The 18,543-nt window shown below is 36.4% G+C and carries 24 protein-coding genes; 3 read left to right on the forward strand and 21 right to left on the reverse strand.

The window, feature by feature from the left end; all coding sequences use genetic code 11:
• Positions 1-16: 16 nt before the first annotated feature.
• The 3 genes from Ami3637_RS07105 to Ami3637_RS07115 are packed head-to-tail and all read right to left on the reverse strand — an operon-like array spanning position 17 to position 1,325.
• Entirely contained in the window at positions 17-379 is a 363-nt protein-coding gene (locus tag Ami3637_RS07105) for a DUF805 domain-containing protein (RefSeq protein WP_162361964.1), read from the reverse strand.
• Complete coding sequence (locus Ami3637_RS07110; RefSeq protein WP_162361965.1) at positions 376-795, reverse strand: GNAT family N-acetyltransferase; 420 nt, start codon at positions 793-795, stop codon at positions 376-378. The genes Ami3637_RS07105 and Ami3637_RS07110 overlap by 4 nt, the downstream gene beginning before the upstream one ends.
• A complete protein-coding gene (locus tag Ami3637_RS07115) occupies positions 792-1,325 on the reverse strand; it encodes a shikimate kinase (protein WP_330586879.1) in 534 nt (177 codons plus the stop codon). The genes Ami3637_RS07110 and Ami3637_RS07115 overlap by 4 nt, the downstream gene beginning before the upstream one ends.
• A gap of 214 nt (positions 1,326-1,539) precedes the next feature.
• Here Ami3637_RS07115 and Ami3637_RS07120 point away from each other — a divergent pair, with 214 nt between their 5' ends.
• Positions 1,540-1,920, forward strand: a complete 381-nt coding sequence (locus Ami3637_RS07120; RefSeq protein ID WP_162361966.1) for a RidA family protein — start codon at positions 1,540-1,542, stop codon at positions 1,918-1,920.
• 53 nt (positions 1,921-1,973) lie between these two features.
• Here Ami3637_RS07120 and ybaK read toward each other — a convergent pair whose 3' ends face one another.
• From ybaK to Ami3637_RS07210, 18 genes are all read right to left on the reverse strand, one after another.
• A complete protein-coding gene (gene ybaK / locus Ami3637_RS07125) occupies positions 1,974-2,453 on the reverse strand; it encodes a Cys-tRNA(Pro) deacylase (RefSeq protein ID WP_162363694.1) in 480 nt (159 codons plus the stop codon).
• A gap of 22 nt (positions 2,454-2,475) precedes the next feature.
• Positions 2,476-3,756 (reverse strand): hypothetical protein, encoded by a 1,281-nt coding sequence (locus tag Ami3637_RS07130; RefSeq protein WP_162361967.1) that lies wholly within the window; start codon positions 3,754-3,756, stop codon positions 2,476-2,478.
• Positions 3,757-3,758: 2 nt separating this feature from the next.
• Positions 3,759-5,063, reverse strand: coding sequence for a hypothetical protein (locus tag Ami3637_RS07135; protein WP_162361968.1), 1,305 nt, complete (start codon positions 5,061-5,063; stop codon positions 3,759-3,761).
• A 26-nt stretch (positions 5,064-5,089) separates the two neighbouring features.
• The gene (locus Ami3637_RS07140) at positions 5,090-5,716 is read right to left on the reverse strand and encodes a GNAT family N-acetyltransferase (protein ID WP_162361969.1); all 627 of its coding nucleotides are present in this window, start codon (positions 5,714-5,716) and stop codon (positions 5,090-5,092) included.
• 4 nt (positions 5,717-5,720) lie between these two features.
• On the reverse strand, positions 5,721-6,260 hold the full coding sequence (locus Ami3637_RS07145; protein WP_162361970.1) for a GNAT family N-acetyltransferase: 540 nt from the start codon (positions 6,258-6,260) through the stop codon (positions 5,721-5,723).
• Between the two features lie 12 nt (positions 6,261-6,272).
• Entirely contained in the window at positions 6,273-7,337 is a 1,065-nt protein-coding gene (locus Ami3637_RS07150; RefSeq protein ID WP_162361971.1) for an LTA synthase family protein, read from the reverse strand.
• A gap of 44 nt (positions 7,338-7,381) precedes the next feature.
• Entirely contained in the window at positions 7,382-8,251 is an 870-nt protein-coding gene (locus tag Ami3637_RS07155; protein ID WP_162361972.1) for an LTA synthase family protein, read from the reverse strand.
• A 59-nt stretch (positions 8,252-8,310) separates the two neighbouring features.
• Positions 8,311-9,189, reverse strand: coding sequence for a 16S rRNA (adenine(1518)-N(6)/adenine(1519)-N(6))-dimethyltransferase RsmA (rsmA, locus tag Ami3637_RS07160; RefSeq protein WP_162361973.1), 879 nt, complete (start codon positions 9,187-9,189; stop codon positions 8,311-8,313).
• Complete coding sequence (rnmV, locus tag Ami3637_RS07165; RefSeq protein WP_162361974.1) at positions 9,189-9,725, reverse strand: ribonuclease M5; 537 nt, start codon at positions 9,723-9,725, stop codon at positions 9,189-9,191. The genes rsmA and rnmV overlap by 1 nt, the downstream gene beginning before the upstream one ends.
• Positions 9,726-9,737: 12 nt before the next feature.
• Positions 9,738-10,250, reverse strand: a complete 513-nt coding sequence (locus Ami3637_RS07170) for an FtsB family cell division protein (protein ID WP_162361975.1) — start codon at positions 10,248-10,250, stop codon at positions 9,738-9,740.
• Positions 10,213-10,590, reverse strand: coding sequence for a spore cortex biosynthesis protein YabQ (gene yabQ, locus Ami3637_RS07175; protein WP_162361976.1), 378 nt, complete (start codon positions 10,588-10,590; stop codon positions 10,213-10,215). The genes Ami3637_RS07170 and yabQ overlap by 38 nt, the downstream gene beginning before the upstream one ends.
• On the reverse strand, positions 10,590-10,850 hold the full coding sequence (gene yabP, locus Ami3637_RS07180) for a sporulation protein YabP (protein ID WP_162361977.1): 261 nt from the start codon (positions 10,848-10,850) through the stop codon (positions 10,590-10,592). The genes yabQ and yabP overlap by 1 nt, the downstream gene beginning before the upstream one ends.
• A gap of 160 nt (positions 10,851-11,010) precedes the next feature.
• Entirely contained in the window at positions 11,011-11,847 is an 837-nt protein-coding gene (locus tag Ami3637_RS07185) for a hypothetical protein (RefSeq protein ID WP_162361978.1), read from the reverse strand.
• Between the two features lie 221 nt (positions 11,848-12,068).
• Entirely contained in the window at positions 12,069-12,776 is a 708-nt protein-coding gene (locus tag Ami3637_RS07190) for a hypothetical protein (RefSeq protein WP_162361979.1), read from the reverse strand.
• Positions 12,777-12,956: 180 nt separating this feature from the next.
• The gene (locus Ami3637_RS07195; RefSeq protein ID WP_162361980.1) at positions 12,957-13,538 is read right to left on the reverse strand and encodes a hypothetical protein; all 582 of its coding nucleotides are present in this window, start codon (positions 13,536-13,538) and stop codon (positions 12,957-12,959) included.
• A gap of 283 nt (positions 13,539-13,821) precedes the next feature.
• Positions 13,822-15,468 (reverse strand): HAMP domain-containing sensor histidine kinase, encoded by a 1,647-nt coding sequence (locus tag Ami3637_RS07200; protein WP_162361981.1) that lies wholly within the window; start codon positions 15,466-15,468, stop codon positions 13,822-13,824.
• A gap of 8 nt (positions 15,469-15,476) precedes the next feature.
• Positions 15,477-15,650, reverse strand: coding sequence for a cell wall metabolism sensor histidine kinase WalK (locus tag Ami3637_RS07205; protein WP_162361982.1), 174 nt, complete (start codon positions 15,648-15,650; stop codon positions 15,477-15,479).
• Positions 15,651-15,653: 3 nt separating this feature from the next.
• Complete coding sequence (locus Ami3637_RS07210; protein ID WP_162361983.1) at positions 15,654-16,352, reverse strand: response regulator; 699 nt, start codon at positions 16,350-16,352, stop codon at positions 15,654-15,656.
• A gap of 270 nt (positions 16,353-16,622) precedes the next feature.
• Here Ami3637_RS07210 and Ami3637_RS07215 point away from each other — a divergent pair, with 270 nt between their 5' ends.
• Positions 16,623-17,123, forward strand: a complete 501-nt coding sequence (locus tag Ami3637_RS07215; RefSeq protein ID WP_162361984.1) for a hypothetical protein — start codon at positions 16,623-16,625, stop codon at positions 17,121-17,123.
• A gap of 5 nt (positions 17,124-17,128) precedes the next feature.
• Entirely contained in the window at positions 17,129-18,247 is a 1,119-nt protein-coding gene (locus Ami3637_RS07220) for a methyl-accepting chemotaxis protein (protein WP_162361985.1), read from the forward strand.
• Positions 18,248-18,543 lie beyond the last annotated feature (296 nt).

Consider the following 18,543-nt stretch of genomic DNA (forward strand, 5'->3'; position numbering starts at 1 on the left):
TCATGTATATATTATTTTAGGCTATGTCTATCCCCTCATTGGCCTTAGGGTCAGCCCCAAAACGGTTCTCCCCATAGGTACCTTCTAAACAGCTAAGCACCAGCATCCATATGTCTCCAATAAATGGCACAAAAGATATGAATACCCAGAGTCCAGATTTATCGATATCATGAAGTCGTCTGACAGTGACGGACAATGATGGCACAATTACTGCTACTTCATATATAATGACTGGCAGGATATTTTCTAATTTTAGTGCCAAAAGGATAAACAATACATATAAAATAGCGTTAAACAACATAAACATCCAATATTCTTTTCTTCTGGCTCTGCCATCGAATACTGCATATTTTTTCATCGCCTGAATATACCAACTCATTTTACGTTAATCCACCTGCACATTCCCGGTCCCATGGTTTTATTTGGTCTTGCCGCAAGTCCAAACTGTTCATAAAATGTTTCTTTTCCTGGAACAGACATGAGATTTATCATCATTATATCATCCCCTTTAACCGATGACTCAAGAGTATTCATTATATTATTCATAATGTACGATCCAATTTTCATTTTTTGATACTCTGGATGCACCATTACATCAACGATTAAGGACATATATACCCCATCTCCCACGACTCTGGCCATTCCAACTACTTTTTCATTGTCATATGCTACTAACATATAGACGGAACCTGCTAAAGCTTTCCTGGCCTGTTCACGGGGTAAATTCCTCCATCCCACTGCATCTCTAAGTTGTAAATAATCATCAACGGCAATCTCATTTTTATATGTTATCATTCAGTACCCTCCAACATCCTAAGGTTCATTAGAATTTCTTTGCAAATATGCAAAATATCTTTTTTATCTGTTTCAATTATAATATCTGCTGCTTTGTCATATGCCGGCTGTCTTTTCTTCATTAATTCTTCTATATATTCCACATTCAGGTTGTTTTTAAGCAGTGGTCTTTGCGTATCTTTTTTAACTCTTATATATATAGTTTCTGCACTTGCAGTCAAAAGAATAATTTTCCCTGCCCTCTTCATTATTTCCAGATTTTCATCTTTTAAAGCAATCCCTCCTCCACAAGAGACAATGCTGCCCTGAAAATCTGATATTCTATGCAACACATTGGTTTCCAATGCTCTGAAATAGTCTTCACCTTTATTTTCAAAGATCTCCGGAATACTCATCCCACTGATATCCGCAATTAATGCATCTGTATCAATTGCGTCTAATTCCATCATTTTTCCTAGTTCCTTTGAAACCGCTGATTTTCCAGTGCCCATAAAACCTATTAAAAATATATGTTTGTTAGAATTCCTCATTTTTATTCCCTTATTTATCTGCTTTACTATAGTGAATTAACAATAGAGTATATTTTAGCATATCGTTTATTTTAATGCTAGTAATTTTTTTGCATTATTATTCATGTGTTTTTATAAATATAAATTTTATCATACTTGAATAGATTGGACTAAAGCTTTATAATAATAATTAGTAAATTATTGAAAACTTTTTAGGTTTAAGGAGGATTTTAAAATGCGTAAAGTAGTTGCAACTTCAGCAGCACCTGCTGCTATTGGACCATATTCACAAGGTAATATCTTCGGAAATCTGGTATTTACATCTGGTCAGGTTCCTCTAAATCCGACGACAGGTGAAATCGTTGGTTCCACTATTGAAGAACAGACAGTGCAGGTATTTGAAAATATTAAGGCCATTTTAGAAGAAGCTGGAAGTTCTTTAGACAAGGTGTTAAAGACTACTGTATTTATCAAGGATATGAACGACTTTGGAAAAATGAATGAAGTCTATGCCAGATTTTTTACAGAAGGTGCTTTTCCTTCAAGATCTGCAGTAGAAGTTGCACGTCTTCCAAAAGACGTCCTTGTTGAAATAGAAACCATTGCATATCTGTAATATATTTTTAAACAGACACAAAAAAGAATGTCTTTTCCAAGACATTCTTTTTATTATTCCACGATTAAGTCTACCAGCTCTGCTTCTGTCACAGAAACTAAATCTGTAACAGACAACTCCATCTGAAGGCCAACCTTTCCAGCACTCACAACAATCTGGTCTAAATTTTCTGCATGGCTATCAATGGCTGTTTTAAATTGTTTTTTCATCCCAATAGGCGAACATCCGCCTTTAATATAACCCGTTACATTTGTTATTTCTCTTGCGGGAATCATTTCAATTTTCTTTTCTCCAAAATGCTTCGCTGCCTTTTTTAAATCCAATTCTTCTGCCACAGGGATTACACAAACAAAATGCTCTTTACTGGCACCCTGGGTCACCAATGTTTTATATACTGTGTTTACATCCATGCCCGTAGCCCTGGCTACGGATACTCCATCCAAAAATCCTTCTGGGGCATCATATTCATATACGTTATGCATAATCTTTTTCGCGTCCAGAGATCTTAAGGCATTTGTTTTAATCTTCGATATCTTTGCCAACTCTATATCCTCTTCAGTTCATAATCATCTGTGATCTGTATTTTTCTGCTACCCAGATTTCTTCTCCAGCTATAGAATGCTCCAGCTTTATCCTCTTCAGTACAACTTCGATATTAAACTTTTCAAAGCTGTCCTTTTTCTGGCATACGATATAATAGGTTTTTTCTCCAGGTCCGTCTTTTAAAATACCATGTTCAACAATAACAAGTAGCGGAAGCTCCTTTGCTACAAAAGAATTAAAAACCTTATCCGGATCAAAATCTGATTTGTGTTGCCCTACATAGATTTCTCTTGCGTATCTCTCCGAGATTTTATCTGAATAATCATAATCCTGCCACTTTACATCGTTTTCAACATACCCTGTAGCCTTTTTAAATGGCCTTTCATCAAAGGCATCTGTTATCCATATTTCTGTGACCTTTTCATTCTTTACAAAAAATGCTATGTATCGGGTAGTGTCATCTTTAGGAATAAATCCATAACAAACTCCGGCGCCTTTAAAGTCTTCGTCGTAAGCCAGATCCCCACGATATCTATCTTTTAAATCCATCAGAGAACTTCCTACATGAATTCCTCTATTTGTCTCAGCTACAGGATTTGTACTTTTAATCCAGTAAACAAGTTCCCTCTTTTTTTCAAATTGTATCCAACTGTTGACTTTTATTCCCTGGCCTTCCCATGTATCCGTATATTGGGCAGTATAACTAAGAAAATCACGAGTACGCTCCCTTGTCTGTACCGCATATGGAAAAGGGGCATCCCCTTTCAGGTTCTCCCAAAGCATCAGAATATGATCGTCAATCTTCAGGGAATATTCCTCCTCCACTGGCCAGTCCTTCATATTGGCATAACGATAATTAACATACCCCTTATATCCTTTATGGGCTATTTCTTTATCGTCAGGAAAAGATATTTCAGAGATATCCTGGTCTCCCTGTCTGAAGAAAAGTAATACAGGTTTTCCTTTCATGCCGCCCTTGGAGAGAAGTTCTCTGGAATTTAAAATTATGCCATTATTGTCGATTACCGCTTTCTCCGGAGTAATTGTATATTCAAAACTGTAGAATTCAAACTTTCCATCCTCAAAAGGTACTTCTGCAAGTAATTTATATTGAGAGAGATTTACTTCTTTCAGCTTCAGTTTTAATTGAGCCAGTAAAAATTCGCAATATTGCAGAAAAGCTGGCTCTAAACCTTCAGGCATTGTCCTTTTTTCAATTGGTTTATAAAGATTTAAGCTAAAGTAAGATATGATTATTAGTAGTATACAAATGATTAAAAAAATAAACAGCATGCCTATCCCCTCTTTTTTTGACTTCTGTGGTGTGTCACCACCCAGATAATAGTGTTGTTAGTATATTTCGTTATATGAATCTGCGTTAACTTTATTTCAACATAGAGTTTACTCTTATCCTGAGGATTCTCGCAGATTACAAAATATATTTGTTCCTTATCTTTCTGATTCTCCTTCCAAAGGCCTTTTTTGACTACAGATATTGATTCAAAGTTTTTTGTTACATATTGATTAAAAACCTGTTTAGGGTCTGAATCCATCTTATGCTGCCCTAAATACAGGGCCCTTGCATATTTTTCTGTAAGCTTTTCCTCATAGCTGTCTTCAATCCATGGAATATCCTGGTCTACATAGCCTTCTTCTGGTTGGAATGGCCGCACCCCAAAGCCATTCGCAATAAATATCTCGCTTATGATTTCCTCATTTGCCTTAAAGGCAATGTATCGGTCTGTTCCATCCTGAGGAATATACCCATAAGCTGGTCCATTACCGTTTAAATCTTCATTGTAAGAAAGATCTGACGGATATTTTTCTTTTAATTCCTGAACCGTACATCCGGTATGAATACCTCTAAACGTTTCTATTTTATTGGTTTTAGCTCTTAAAGAATAAATCAGTTCTCTTTTTCGCTCAAATTGTATCCATGAGCTTATTTCTATATCATCATTCTCAAGAGTTTCCGTATATTGTGCTGTACTGGCAAAATCTCCCTGAGCCAGATGCCTTGTTGCTATCAGTTCCTCTGACATAGGTTTTTCCGCCATGTTTTCAAATAGAGTTAACTGAATGCCATTTATACGCATACTATATTCTTCTAAAGGCACCCATATTTTGGTATTGTTATACCTTGTATCAATATAAGCTCTGCAGCCTCCCATCATGGTAATCTGAGTTTCAGGTAAAAATGAAATTTCAAAAATGTCTTCATTTTCTTCATAAAACAAGGCGACCATATCACCTTTAAAGCCAAATCTCTCAAGAATTTCTCTGGAATTTAATATCATCCCCCCGGTTGTCTCAACCGGTGATTGCGGCATCAGACTATACTCGATTCTGTAGTATTTAAAAATACCCTGTTCATAGGAAACAGACTCCAGAGACTGCCAGTTTTTAATTTTTGCTTCTTCCAGTAAAATCTCTTTTTCTGCAAGCAACTTATCTGCAAAATTTCTAAAAGCCACTTGTACAACTTCCGGTATAATCACAGTCTCTTTTGGCTTTTTCTTTTTTTCCCCAGTTTTGAGTTGAAATATAAAGCCTATGGTAATTAATATTAAACAAATTATAAATACTACTACTTCTGCCATCAATGTTACTCCCATTTATTAAAAAATTACAATTTAATAAGATAAATATTTATAAATTGAAACTTTTTAGAGCTGGTTATTCCCATGATTTTAAATCCCATGTTCTGATAGAATCCCACGCCTTCAGGTTCATTGGTAAATAACACAACAGGGAGTTTCTTTTTTTCTCCGTAATCAATAATCCGGTCCATAATTGCACTGCCAATGCCCTGTCCCTGATGTTCGGTTTTCACACCCAGATGACTTAAATATATGTACTTTGATGGGAACTTTATTTCTGTCTCCATTTGAGCCATCTCTTGAAAAAGTTCAGTTCTTATACGTTGTTCTTCCTCTGTAAGTCTTGATATGGTATTTTTATATTTTCTCGAATAAGACCCTGCAAGAAAATATTTTAATTTAGATACCTTTCTTTTTGAAGAAGATATAACTACTGCTACTCCCTGGCAAGCTTCACTTAAGGCATATGCATCTCCGTATTTCATACCGAAGGCAACATAAAACCTTAAAGATGCCTCTGTGACAATCATTCGTCTGCTTCTGTCAGGGAAAGCCCTGGTTAATTGTGGATAATCAGTAAACGCACTAATTAAAGTAGAGATTACTTTTTCCTTATCCCGTATTTGAACCATCCCTTTTATATCCGCTGCCATAACCTCACCTTAAGGCTTCCCATTCCGTTTTAAGTAATGAAAAGCATCTGGAACTTCTTACACTGCCATCATAAATTTTATAGCAGTACCTTTCTGTTCCTTCATACTTAAATCCGCATTTGTCGATTACACTTGCAGATCTTTCATTGGTAAGTCCCGTACATATTGCCAGTATATCCAGATTCATTACTTCAAAGGCATATCTGATGATTTCTTTAGCTGCCTCCGTCATAAGACCTTTTCCCCAAAACTCCTCTGCCAGAGAATAACCCAGCTCCTTACTTGCAATCCCAGGTCTGCGTTTATCCGGTTCCAGTCCTATGCTGCCAATCAGCTTGCCACTGGTTTTATCTATTAAAGCCCACACCTGATTAACCAGAAAGAGCTCGTCGATAATTTTCTGGGACTCCTGCACATCTGCATGAGGTTTCCAACCGGCATGAGGTCCTACATTGGGATTACTTGCATATGCAAATAATCCCTCTGCATCATCCCTTGTAAAAGGCCTTAAAATTAATCTTTCAGTTTCCAGCAATTGTAACATTTTTCTCCTCCTCTATTCCGTTGTACTTAAAATTTCCTTATTTTTTTCAACCTGGCTTACCTTCATTCTATTGGCTGCATTTAAATCTACCTCTTCCTGCAGTCCCAGTATTGAAGATCCCAGGAATATTGTTTTTAAAATTTTTCCATCCAGAGAAATCTTGCTATATTCCGTAAAGTTCTCACCTTTTATATACAATTTATCACCGACTCTTACTATATCCGTTATCTTTATCGGTTTTACACCCATCTTCATATCTACTTTTTTATATGGATTTTCACCATTAAAAATATATTTCTTTCCATAAAGCATATCATATTCCAGTTTCTTCATATCAGCTTTATAGGTCTGGCTATTCTGATGATTCTGGTGATATTTCGTCATGACACCCATATGGAATCCTAGCTTGTCAAATACATTAGCAGCCATCTGGTAAGAAAACATATCCTTATACTCTCTTTTCATTGGGTAATTACTCCACATAACATACTGGGTCTTAAAAATTGAGCCCGTAGCCATTTGATCTTCTGTCATTTCCAGTGCAGGTAAATGATCCCCGTAAATTACTAAAACTACTTTTTCATCGTATTTTTTCAGTCTCTCTGTCAGCTCACCTATAAACTGATCCATTTCATGTATCTGATTTGCATAGTACTCATACTGCCATTTCAATTCTTCCGTAGGCGCTTTGGTAACTACAATGTCAGGATCCTTAATCACCTGCTCTGTTGGATACTTACCATGTCCCTGAACAGAACAAGTGTAAATAAAGTCTTCCTGCTTGGATGATTCTAAAGCATCCATTATCTGATCCGTTAGAACGTAGTCCTTTTCCCAGTTTTTAGGGGTTCTCACTACATGGTTCATATACTCTACGCTTGTAAATGTATCAAATCCTAAATTAGCAAAAACTTTGTTTCTGCCATAGAAAACGGCTCTGTGATCATGTATGGCATGTGTAGAATAGCCAATAGACTTTAAATCATATGGCACACTCTCACAGGTTTCTTCTGTAAGAATAGACTTGTAAGGGTATTCTCCCGGTCCAAAGAACTTAACGCTCATGCCTGTTAACATCTCAAACTCTGTATTTGCAGTTCCGGCACCAACTACAGGTACGGTTAGATATCCTGTAGAATAATTTTTTCTAAGGCTCTGAAGTTTGGAACTGGATCTTTAGAATATGTAATATCCTTTACCAGAGTTGGGTCAATAAATGACTCCATCTGAAGAAATATTACATTTGGATGCTCTTTTCCATCGTCTTTATTGGCAACTTTATAATAGCTGTCACTCCCAAGTTCCCCTTTATCGAAAATGGACTGAATGGAATCTTTTGAGTATCCGGCAGGTTGTCTGATACCTGTGTTAAGCCAGGTATTAATAAAGCAGTATGGTACACCATAATCTCTATAAGCATATGCCAGATTTCCAAAAAAAGTGTCTACAACTTTGGTTTTTATAGCAAGGTCTGTTGCTCCGAACAGTCCGAGGCTTATAGCCAGAAGCAATGCCACATTTTTCTTATAATTTATTTTTTCTTTTTTCTTTGGTGCGAACCTGAATAATAATACAATAAGGATCACAGCCACTACTACTCCAACACCGGCCAAAACAATTTCCATTTTGGATAAATAGTTTGTCACAATAGACAGACCATCTTCAAGAACTTCAAAATCTTTTGTAGTAAACGGTGTCATACGGTTTGCCAGAATCACACCATTGGTAATTCCAAGTCCCAGCCATACAACGGACAGTATAACGTAGGCAAACACTCTTCTTTTTATTACAAGTGCCAATGATAATGTTGTAAAAATAATAAACACATTATACATAAACACTAATGGCGACTCTATAAAAAAATTAAATCCATTTATCAGCGACTGTCTTGCTAAGGATTCTATAATCAGATTTAATGCAAATGATAGCACTAAACAGATTACAACTGCGTTGTGCAGGTATTTCATATAAAATTGTTTAAACTTTTCCATAAACTTTCCTTTTTCCCTTTTCCCTTGTGTGTAATTTTTCGGTACACCCGCTGATGCGGTTATCCCCTGATTTTGTCATAAACTGAATTTGCCAGATTCGCAAATTCGTCTATGTTCATTGTTTCTGCTCGTCTCCCTGAATCTATTCCAATAGATTCCATAACTTGTCCTACTTGTTCTTTAGACAATCCACACACACCTGTAAGAGAATTTAACATGGTTTTTCTTCTTTGCCCAAATCCTGCTTTTACGCATTGGAAGAAAATCTTTTCATCTTTTAGCTTTACTGGTTTTTCTTTTCTTATATCCAGTCTGATAACCGTAGAGTCAACCTTAGGCTGAGGTACAAACACCTCTTTAGGTACATTTGCCACATGGCTTACGGTACAGTAATACTGAACAGCCACAGATAAAGCCCCATAAGCCTTTTTACCTGCTTCTGCCTTAATCCTGTCAGCTACTTCTTTTTGCATCATGATAGTAATACTGTCGGCTTTGACCCCATCCTCTAAAATCTTCATTATGATGGGAGTTGTAATGTAATAAGGTAAATTTCCAATGATTCTGACGGAATTTACACTCTTTCCGTTAATTAGAGAACTCTGTGCTATCATCTCATTTAAATCTGATTTGAGAATATCCCTGTTAACAACTTCTACGTTGTCATATTGAGACAGGGTATCTTTTAAAATAGGAATCAGATTTTTGTCAATCTCTACAGCAATGACTTTACCGGCCTGTTCTGCCGCCTCTGCCGTAAGGACTCCAATCCCCGGACCTATTTCAATAACCAGATCATTTTCGCCGATAAAGGACTCTTCAATAATCTTATCTATAATATTTTTGTCCGTAAGAAAGTTCTGTCCCAGACTCTTGGAAAGTCTGAAATCATACTTGTCCTTTATCTCTCTAATTGTTGATGGTGCATATAATTTCATTAAAGTTTTCCTGCTTCCTCCTCAAATTCGTTCCTGGCAATACCATACTGGTTTAGTTTGTTCAAAAACGCTGTAGAATTTCCATATCCAATGCCTAAAACTTTACCAAGTCTGCTTCGTTTATCAGAAGCTCCGGCTTCGCCGGCCAATCCATAACGCATCAGGTCCTGCATGGTAAATTCCGGAGTGATATTCATTTTTGTACAGTGTGCCTTTTCCAATGCCTCTAATATAACTGCGGGTTCCGCATTTTCTATGCCTATATCACCTGCTACCGTGGCATCCTCTCTTGCTAAGTAGGCGTCTTTGGCATTAGGAAACTTAGCTTTGAGTTTTTTTCGTATTTCCTCACCAGCAAAATCTGGATCTGTAAAGATAATAATCCCTCTGGTATTATATGCCCGCTCTATTAATTCCCACGTGGACTTCTTAATCCCATACCCATGGGTCGCAATAGTTTCAGTATCAATAGCCCTTTTTACAGCCGCCTGATCGTCTCTGCCTTCTACAACTATTACTTCTGCAATACTTTCCATTTTTAATCCTTTCTAATCGGAGGCTTCTCCTGCAGGCATCAGATCTACATCTTTTCTTGGAACGATAGCCGCTCCTGTTGTATTCTTCTGAGGTAAAATATACAGAACTTCTCCAGGCTTGACCATCTTTAGCTGCTGCCTGGCCTGTTGTTCAATATATTCTGGATTATTTACATTTCCAAGCTCTTCTGAAAGATCTCGTTTTTTTTCCTGTAAAGCCTTGTTTTGGGCAACAATGTTTTTGTATTCTCTCTGCAAAGAATAGACATGAAAAATAGACACACCTATAACCACCATAATACCAAATATTACACAGAGATAGATTAGCCTCTTTCTATTCCTTTTATTTACTTTTCTTTCTGATAATTCTTCTGAAGCGATTTTTCTGCCCTTGTTCTGCTTCTTGTTGGCAGCCTGTTTCCTTCTTTCCCGCCTCTCGGCTCTAGCTTGCTCCAGATCGATTATTTTATCTGAGTTTTTAAACTTTTTACTTCTTTTTTCTTTTGTTTGAACATTTGCCGTCACCCACTGTCATTGTAGCATAAAACAAGAGATTCCACAAGAAAACTCCGCATACAAATGCACATATTACATGTACGCTAATCTGGCCATAGGAGCAGTAATACAAAAATTGGCAAGTAAGTATTCCTGCAAAAATCCAAAACAGGATTTCATAGGTTGCTGCAATAACTCTGTTTTTCAGGAACAGCTTAATGTGCCTTATGAAAAGTCCATATAAAAGTGCAATGACCATGCCGCAGCCAAGCATAACCAGACTTTCAAAAATTTGTGTTTTGATAAGATCTGTAAGCACAAAATTTAATTTAAAACTATTTAAAATGGCTGCACCTGAAGACACAACCATTATTCAAAAATCCTCCTCATTAAACTTTTATCGCTTTTATTTTTCTTTTCTGTATAGACTGCTGAATTTATTTCTCCTGTAATGATAACCTTTCCTTCTGCCAGATCAAGTTTCTGAATATGCAGCTTCTGTCCCTTTATAACCAGTCCGCCGCTTTTCAAAGTGATTAATATGGTTTCCTCATTAAAACTGTCCACATCAGCTACTTCTGTTACGGTTAGTCTTTCTCTGTTATCAATATTTAAAACATGGTTCTCCATATAGACTCCCCCTCGTATTTGAAATATATGCTATAAAATAAAAAAATAGCACTTTAAATGTAAAATTTAAAGTGCTATTTTTACGGTCATTATGATTTTATATGAGAACCTATTTATGGTTTTTTTATAAAGATTTATATGGATATTTTGTGTCATGATATTATTTTCCCCCTAATATTTCAAATATATTTTCTATTTCTTTTTGTTTCTTATCCCCATATAGTTTCTTTACGTCTATATTTTGAAACAAATTATTTTTTAACTCTTCCCAATCTATTTTTAAGTTTTCCATACCCCCACTCTTTATCCAGTTTTTATAGTGGTCAGACTGTTCATCAACATTAAACACTTTAAAAGTATTCCTATATTCTTTCCTTTCTAAATATCCTAAACTGGCATCAAATATACCATACGTCTGTCCATCAATTACTCCTAGGGCCCATAGCTCACTCATCATTTGCACCTTTTCGGGAAGGGAGCCTTCTTTTGAATATAGTTCTTTAGTCTTTTCAATTATCTCCTTATCAGATAAATTTTGATAGCCTTTAACTTCTTTATAAAATCCAGAAAATTTTTCATTACTAAATCTTTCTGCATGTGGATACCCTGGTATAATCTCTCCAAGTTCTGAAATTTGCTGTTTGGCTACAGGATCATATGTTTGGAAGTTTGTCGCTAATTTTCCTGCTATGCATGGAAAAACCTCATCATATCGATTACTAATTAATCGATACTTTTCCACATCGGTCATTCCGCTATAGTCCGTCTGTTCATGAAGCTTTTTTAGTTCCTCCAGTTTCTGTGTTATAGTTCCATTCTGAGATATGGTCAATGTATCTCCATCTTTACTTTCTACTTTTGCTGTCGTTTCTTTTTTTGCCTCAAACAAATTTCTAAACTCACTTTTTAGTTCCGATTCTTTGTTTGCCGTCAATTTTTTTGCAGTGGAATTTTGCGCTCCATTGGTTTTTATTCCACCCCATAAATTTACACTCATTTTCTATCTCCTTCTCTTTTATTTCCCACCCATATCATTTTATCTGCCCCCCAGGCACATTCAACCCATTTTGCATGAAATGTGGTATAGGCAGCATGAAATGTGCATTTGGACAAAAAAAGAGCATTCATGCATAGATATTTACGCATAATATGCTCCCACTTATTCCCTATATTTTTCTCTAAAATTTTATTTTCCCCCTAATATTTCAAATATATTTTCTAGTTCTTTTGTTTTTTATCCCCATATATCTTTACGTCTATATTTTGAAATAGATTGTTTTTTAACTCTTCCCAATCCACTTTTAAATTTTCCATACCTCCAGTTTTTATCCAGTTTTTAAAGTTGTCTGATTGAGTATCTATATTAAATACATTAAATGCTTTCCTATATTCTTTTGCTTCTAAATACCCTAAGCTCCCGGTAAATATACCATAGGTTTCTCCATCTATTGCACCTAAGCCCCAAAGTTCTTTCATAATCTGCACTTTTTCTGTGAGAGCTCCATTCTTCGAATATCTTTCCTCAGTCTTTTTAATTAACTCTGTATTGGACAAACCCTCGTACCTTCGAACTTTCTTAAGAAATTCAGAATAATTTGCACCACTATATTTTCTTGAAGTTAAATATCCTGGTATTGCGTCCTCCCATTCTGCGATTGCCTGCTCAGCTACAGGTTTATACGTATCGTAATTTGTCTTCAGTTTGCCATCCATGCACGGGAAACCCTTATCATATCTCTTACTAATCAATCGATACTTTTCCACATCCGCCATACCACTATAGTCAGTCTGTTCATGAATCTTTTTTAATTCCTCCAGTTTCTGCTTTATGTTTTCTTTCTGAGATATGGTCAATGTATCTCCACCTTCACTTTCTACTTCTGCCATCGTTTCTTTTTTGGCCTCAAAATAAATTTCAGAACTCACTTTTTAGTTCCGCTTCTCTTTTATTTCCCACCTATATCATTTTACCTGTCCCCCTGACACATTCAACCCATTTTGCATGAAATGTGGTATAGGGAGCATGAAATGTGCATTTAAACAAAAAAGAGCATTAATGCACCAATATTTGCGCAAAATGCTCTCCTTCTATTGTTTTTTAGCTCATCACAATGGGCAAGGAATATAAAAAGACTGTACCAAAGCAAATGGACCTGCCTTATCCTTTCCTTCCTTTACAAAAGAAGCTCTACCTCCTATTGTATAGAAAGTAGCCTGATTAACAGGAAGAACTTTTAATATAAAATCTCCTTCATTCCACATTACATCCGGTTCTTCTTTAACTAATTCAATATTATTATCTAAAGATTTTATTTGATTATTGCTCACTTCACAAATTGCATAGTACTCCTCTGATTTCCAGACTATTATATCTGAAGTCATTGCATAGGGATAAATAATCTCGTTATATGTTCGATTGGAACCATATTCTATTTTGCATTTCTCAAAGGTTGAATGAACCATCTGATTTTCTATCTGGACTTCATTTAAGCCAAGACCACTTAATTGCTCTTTAATTTTGTCATTCCATTGTGGATTTTGGTAATCTTTTGAGAAAGTTTCAATCCTGTAAACAGTTAAAAAATTGTCCTTATCCGTTTGTTCCTGAGCTTGAGCTATATCTTTTTGACAGCCACATAAAATAAAAATACATATTAAAAATAATGTAACAATGCTTTTATTACGCATAAAACTTCTATACGACTAACTTCTTAAAGTTATGTCATACTTTCCTTTCTAAATTTTAACCTTTCCTATCATAAATGTCTTGTACTCCGGTGTTATTGTAATATTTTTCCTGTTCAATACTATATCATTCAATTGTATTCTTTTCAATATAGTTTTATTTTGCTTTTGTTTTGAATGTTTTATTAATCAGTAAAGCTTACAATCTTTGCAGGTCAAAAATATCCTATAAAAAAATAGCATTGATACAAAATATTTATATCAGTGCTATTTATATTCACACATATTATTCTATATTGCTTATTCCCTTCTTAAGAGAAAGGGGAAGGGTAATGATAACCTTGGTTCCCTTGTTTTCCCTGCTTTCAAGCTCAATGGTCCCCTGGTGGCCTTCCACTATTTGTTTTGAAATAGCAAGTCCCAGTCCGGTTCCTCCCATTGCCCGGGAGCGGGCTTTATCTACACGGAAAAACCGCTCAAATACCCTGCTCAGTTCAGCCTCTGGTATGCCCATACCGTTATCCGTTACAGTTATGACTGCAGATTTATCCATTTTCAATGCGTCGATATCTATTCGCCCGCCCTCTGTGGTATACTTTATAGCGTTACTTATTACATTTAAAATAACCTGCTCTATTCTGTCTTTATCCATATCCACAGGAATACGTTCTTCTTCGTTAAATAAACAGTTCAGGTGCTGATCTTTATTTGCCGCTGTTATTTCAACCTTTTTTACCGCAGCCTTCAGCAAGCTGATCAGATTTCCTTCTTTTCTGTTGAGGATTTCCTGATTGTTATCCAGTCTTGAAAGCTGTAACAAATCTTTAACCAGTCTGTTCATTCTGTCTGCTTCATTATCTATGATTCCAAGGAATTCATTTACAGTAACCGGATCATCCACATACCCGTCTATCAGTGTTTCCGTATAACTTTTTATAGTGGTTAACGGCGTCTTTAATTCATGGGAAACATTAGCCACAAAATCCATCTGCATGTTTTCCAGCTTCTGTCTCTGGGTGATATCCTGAATCAGAATTATAATCCCCACATCATTGCCGTCGTCATCTTTAAACCAGTCATATCTTGTAGCATAAGTACTTCCGGATTTTTCAAATACATCTGAATGTTCCCCCTCTGTACACCTTTCCATCAGCTGTTCTAATGACAATTCTTCATTTAGCTGTCTGATAAGGGTATTGTAACTTTCACGTTCTATTTCTTCCTGAGTTACCTTCAGCATCTGAACCGCTGCAGGGTTAGCATGTATAATCTGCCCCTCCAGGTTTACTGCAATCAGTCCGTCCGCCATATGCTTCAATATAGTTTCCATTTTATTTTTTTCGCTGGACATCTCAAATAGTGTGGTATCCAGCTGGGTCCGCAATAAGTTGAACATGTCAGCCAGACGACCAATTTCGTCCTTTGACTTAACACTTACCTCCTGAGAAAAGTCTCCCTGGGCCATTTTCTCTGCTTTTTCGGTTACATCGTTAATAGGCGTTGTAATGCTTCTTGCTATAAGCGTTCCTAAAATAACCGTTATAATCAGCCCCACGATCATAGCCTGTACAAATATCTGCTTGGACTGATTTATGGTGTCATAGACACTGGACATGTCTACACGCATATATATAACACCAGTTATTTTTTTACCTTCTCCTATTGGAAAAGCCATATTCATAACAGGTATAGTTGTATTCTTACTAATAATACTGCCATACGACTGGGAGGCTTCTCCCTTTGCCAGGGCGTTCATGATAATAGGTGTTTCCAACAGCCCTACCGCACTTTTTCCCTGATTTGCATTGTTTGATGCAATAATCATAAAATTATCGTCAATTACAAATATTTCTTCCTGTATGGTCTTACTCCATGCCTCTATATTGGCTTGTATCTCTTCTTTATGATCACTTAAATTGTCATAGGTTTTCAAAGAAGAGATCAGTGTGCCTCCCCGCAAAGTGTCTGTGAGATTTTTTTGGTAGAGTCAATGTAGTAAGTCTCCAGCCTGCTCATAATCAGCACCCCTATAATGGTCGTTGCAATGAATACCAGTAAACAGTAAATCAAAACAAGCTTCCATCTCATGCTATGGCTAAATTTTCTTAAATTCATACTTTATGGCCTCCTAAAGTAATATCCTATACCTCTCTTGGTCATAATGTATTTAGGCGAACTGGAATCATCCTCCAGTTTTTCCCTTAATCTTCTCACCGTAACATCAACCGTCCTGATGTCTCCATAGTATTCGTAGCCCCAGACTTCTTCCAGAAGCTGCTCTCTTGAGAATACTTTATTTTCTCTTTCTGCCAGATACTTTAATAATTCAAATTCTCTTAAAGTTAACTCAAGTACCCGTTCATTTTTTCTGACTTCATACCGGTTCATATCAATTTCAAGTCCTCCAAAATCGTGAACATTTGAAGGGTCACTGGCAGCACCGGATACCAGTTCTATTCTCCTTAAATTCGCCTTTATTCTGGCTATAAGCTCTCTCATACCAAATGGTTTGGTTATGTAATCATCTGCTCCCAGTTCAAGCCCAAGTACTTTGTCTACTTCTTCTTCTTTGGCTGTAAGCATAATAATCGGAACAGTGCTCCCCTCACGCACTCGCTTGCAGACCTGAAATCCGTCCAATGACGGCAGCATGACATCCAGCAGGATTAAGTCAGGCTGTGTATTTAATGCTTTGCCTAATCCTTCCTGCCCGTCATAGGCAGCGTCTACCTCAAAGCCTTCCTTTTTCAGATTGAATTTTATAATGTCCGAAATTGCTTTTTCATCTTCAATTATTAGTACTTTTTTTGAGTCCATATAATGCGACCTCCCTGATCCCGCTTTTGTTATTAGTTTTATAATCCATAGTATTATACCAAATAAAACGGTTTTGGGCAAACGTATTATAGCTAGAAGGTTTTGTCAAGTCACAAAAACAATGTATTGTTACCTTATACTAACTGTGTTAAAATTAGCTATAATTTGCAATTTCCCACTAATACTCTAGGAAAGGAATATGGTAATATGTTGCATAATTTAAAATCTCTCTTTTCTAAAAAGAGCTTAAAAAGTAAACTTCTTACACCAGTGTATGTTTTAGTTTTTCTATTTATTGTTTTTACAGTTTTCCAGATTAAAGAGAATGGCTATGTTTTATCTATGTCTGAAGAATTGGAAAGCAATCATTTTGCCACCATTATAAAAAGCGAAGAAATGAAGCGAAGCGTGATTCAGGTTCAGCAATGGCTTACAGATATCAGTGTGACCCGGGCTGCAGAAGGCCTTGATGATGGTTTTGATGAAGCTGCAGCAAATGCTGAAAATGTTCGTAATCTGGCAAAGGAGTTAAAAGAAATTAACCCGGATAAAACAGCGGAGCTTGACCAGATTCTGAAGGATTTCGAAATATATTATCAGACTGGTACTAAAATGGCAAATGCTTACATAACCGGTGGCACAGAGGCTGGTAATGCTTCAATGGGTGAGTTTGACCAGGCTGCCACAAAAATAAACCAGGAAGTCGATAGCTTTATGGACTTTGCTCATAAAAATATATCCGATGCCATGAAAAAATATCTACTGCCATAACCCTTTTGATTACTATAAGCATTTTAACTGTAGTGATTTTCACCGTAATAAGTATTTTAATCCGTAAAAATCTTATAAAAAAAATACTGATACCGCTTGATGAAATCACAGAGGCTGCAAACAGTTTTGCAGAGGGCAATTTACGTCAGACTATAAGTTTTCATTCAGAAGATGAAATTGGCAGACTGGCAGAAGATATCCGTAACATGTCAAACAGTTTAAATACATATATATCAGATATCTCACTATTTATGCTGGAATTAGAAAAAGGGAACCTTAAAGTATCTCTGACTGCAGACTTCAAAGGGGATTTTCATGCTTTAGCCAGCAGCCTTAAAAACTTTCAAGGTTCTATTAATTCAACATTACATGAAATCAATGAATCTTCAAATGAAGTAGAAAGAGGATCCTCTCAAGTATCATCCGGTGCACAGACCCTTGCTCAGGGTTCTGCAGAACAGGCCAGCAGCATTGAAGAACTTTCCTCTGCACTTTTGGAAGTTTCGGGAAAAATTCAAACAAATGCGCTAAATGCCAAACAGGCTTATGATCTGTCAGAGCAGGCAGAAAAGGAAGTAATAGCAGGAAATCAGCACATGCAGGAAATGACCTCTGCCATGATAGAAATATCGGAGAAGTCTGATGAAATAGGCAAAATAATTAAGACTATTGACGATATTGCTTTTCAGACCAATATTCTTGCTTTAAATGCTGCTGTTGAAGCTGCCCGGGCTGGAAATGCAGGAAAGGGATTTGCCGTTGTTGCTGAGGAAGTCCGTAATCTGGCACAAAGGTCTGCAGATGCAGCCAGAAGTACCACCACGCTTATTCAAGGTACAGTTGAAGCTGTAGATAATGGTGTATCTATTGCAAATGAAACGGCATCAGCGCTGAATCTGATTGTCACAAAAGTTGATGCTGTTACTGGGACTCTTAAACAAATTGCTTCTGACTCAGATCAACAGGCCCATGCAGTCAGCCAGATTACAGAAGGAGTGGAACAAATTTCATCTGTTGTTCAGACCAATACTGCAACTACGGAGGAAAGTGCTGCCACATGTGAACAGCTTTTCTTACAGTCAAAGAAATTAAGTGCCGTAGTGGATCGCTTTACGCTAAATTAAAAACAAAGGTAATATCTGAAACTTCATACAAGCCCTTATATGTCACGGAACAGGTTCTCTGCATATTATGGTATAAAATCATAATTGCACCCTATAAGGAGGGTTTTGAAATGAAGGATATTAAAGGCACAATGCCTGTCATAATATATTCTAAAAAAAATGTAAACCAGATTCGGCAATGTGTTTTAGAAAACTATGGAAAGATAAAATATGAGCTGCCTTTTATAAATGCTCTATGCGTTGAGGTTCCAATTAAAAAATTAAGTAAGATAAAATGTAATGCAAATATTTCACTT

The organism is Aminipila terrae (assembly GCF_010120715.1).
Lineage (GTDB): Bacteria > Bacillota > Clostridia > Peptostreptococcales > Anaerovoracaceae > Aminipila > Aminipila terrae.

Coding starts and splice junctions, on each gene's coding strand:
- Ami3637_RS07105 (WP_162361964.1), bottom strand. CDS start 379: ATGAGTTGGTATATTCAGGCGATGAAAAAATATGCAGTATTCGATGGC.
- Ami3637_RS07110 (WP_162361965.1), bottom strand. CDS start 795: ATGATAACATATAAAAATGAGATTGCCGTTGATGATTATTTACAACTT.
- Ami3637_RS07115 (WP_330586879.1), bottom strand. CDS start 1,325: ATGAGGAATTCTAACAAACATATATTTTTAATAGGTTTTATGGGCACT.
- Ami3637_RS07120 (WP_162361966.1), top strand. CDS start 1,540: ATGCGTAAAGTAGTTGCAACTTCAGCAGCACCTGCTGCTATTGGACCA.
- Ami3637_RS07130 (WP_162361967.1), bottom strand. CDS start 3,756: ATGCTGTTTATTTTTTTAATCATTTGTATACTACTAATAATCATATCT.
- Ami3637_RS07135 (WP_162361968.1), bottom strand. CDS start 5,063: ATGGCAGAAGTAGTAGTATTTATAATTTGTTTAATATTAATTACCATA.
- Ami3637_RS07140 (WP_162361969.1), bottom strand. CDS start 5,716: ATGGCAGCGGATATAAAAGGGATGGTTCAAATACGGGATAAGGAAAAA.
- Ami3637_RS07145 (WP_162361970.1), bottom strand. CDS start 6,260: ATGTTACAATTGCTGGAAACTGAAAGATTAATTTTAAGGCCTTTTACA.
- Ami3637_RS07150 (WP_162361971.1), bottom strand. CDS start 7,337: ATGTTAACAGGCATGAGCGTTAAGTTCTTTGGACCGGGAGAATACCCT.
- Ami3637_RS07155 (WP_162361972.1), bottom strand. CDS start 8,251: ATGGAAAAGTTTAAACAATTTTATATGAAATACCTGCACAACGCAGTT.
- rsmA (WP_162361973.1), bottom strand. CDS start 9,189: ATGAAATTATATGCACCATCAACAATTAGAGAGATAAAGGACAAGTAT.
- rnmV (WP_162361974.1), bottom strand. CDS start 9,725: ATGGAAAGTATTGCAGAAGTAATAGTTGTAGAAGGCAGAGACGATCAG.
- yabQ (WP_162361976.1), bottom strand. CDS start 10,590: ATGGTTGTGTCTTCAGGTGCAGCCATTTTAAATAGTTTTAAATTAAAT.
- yabP (WP_162361977.1), bottom strand. CDS start 10,850: ATGGAGAACCATGTTTTAAATATTGATAACAGAGAAAGACTAACCGTA.
- Ami3637_RS07185 (WP_162361978.1), bottom strand. CDS start 11,847: ATGAGTGTAAATTTATGGGGTGGAATAAAAACCAATGGAGCGCAAAAT.
- Ami3637_RS07195 (WP_162361980.1), bottom strand. CDS start 13,538: ATGCGTAATAAAAGCATTGTTACATTATTTTTAATATGTATTTTTATT.
- Ami3637_RS07205 (WP_162361982.1), bottom strand. CDS start 15,650: ATGAATTTAAGAAAATTTAGCCATAGCATGAGATGGAAGCTTGTTTTG.
- Ami3637_RS07210 (WP_162361983.1), bottom strand. CDS start 16,352: ATGGACTCAAAAAAAGTACTAATAATTGAAGATGAAAAAGCAATTTCG.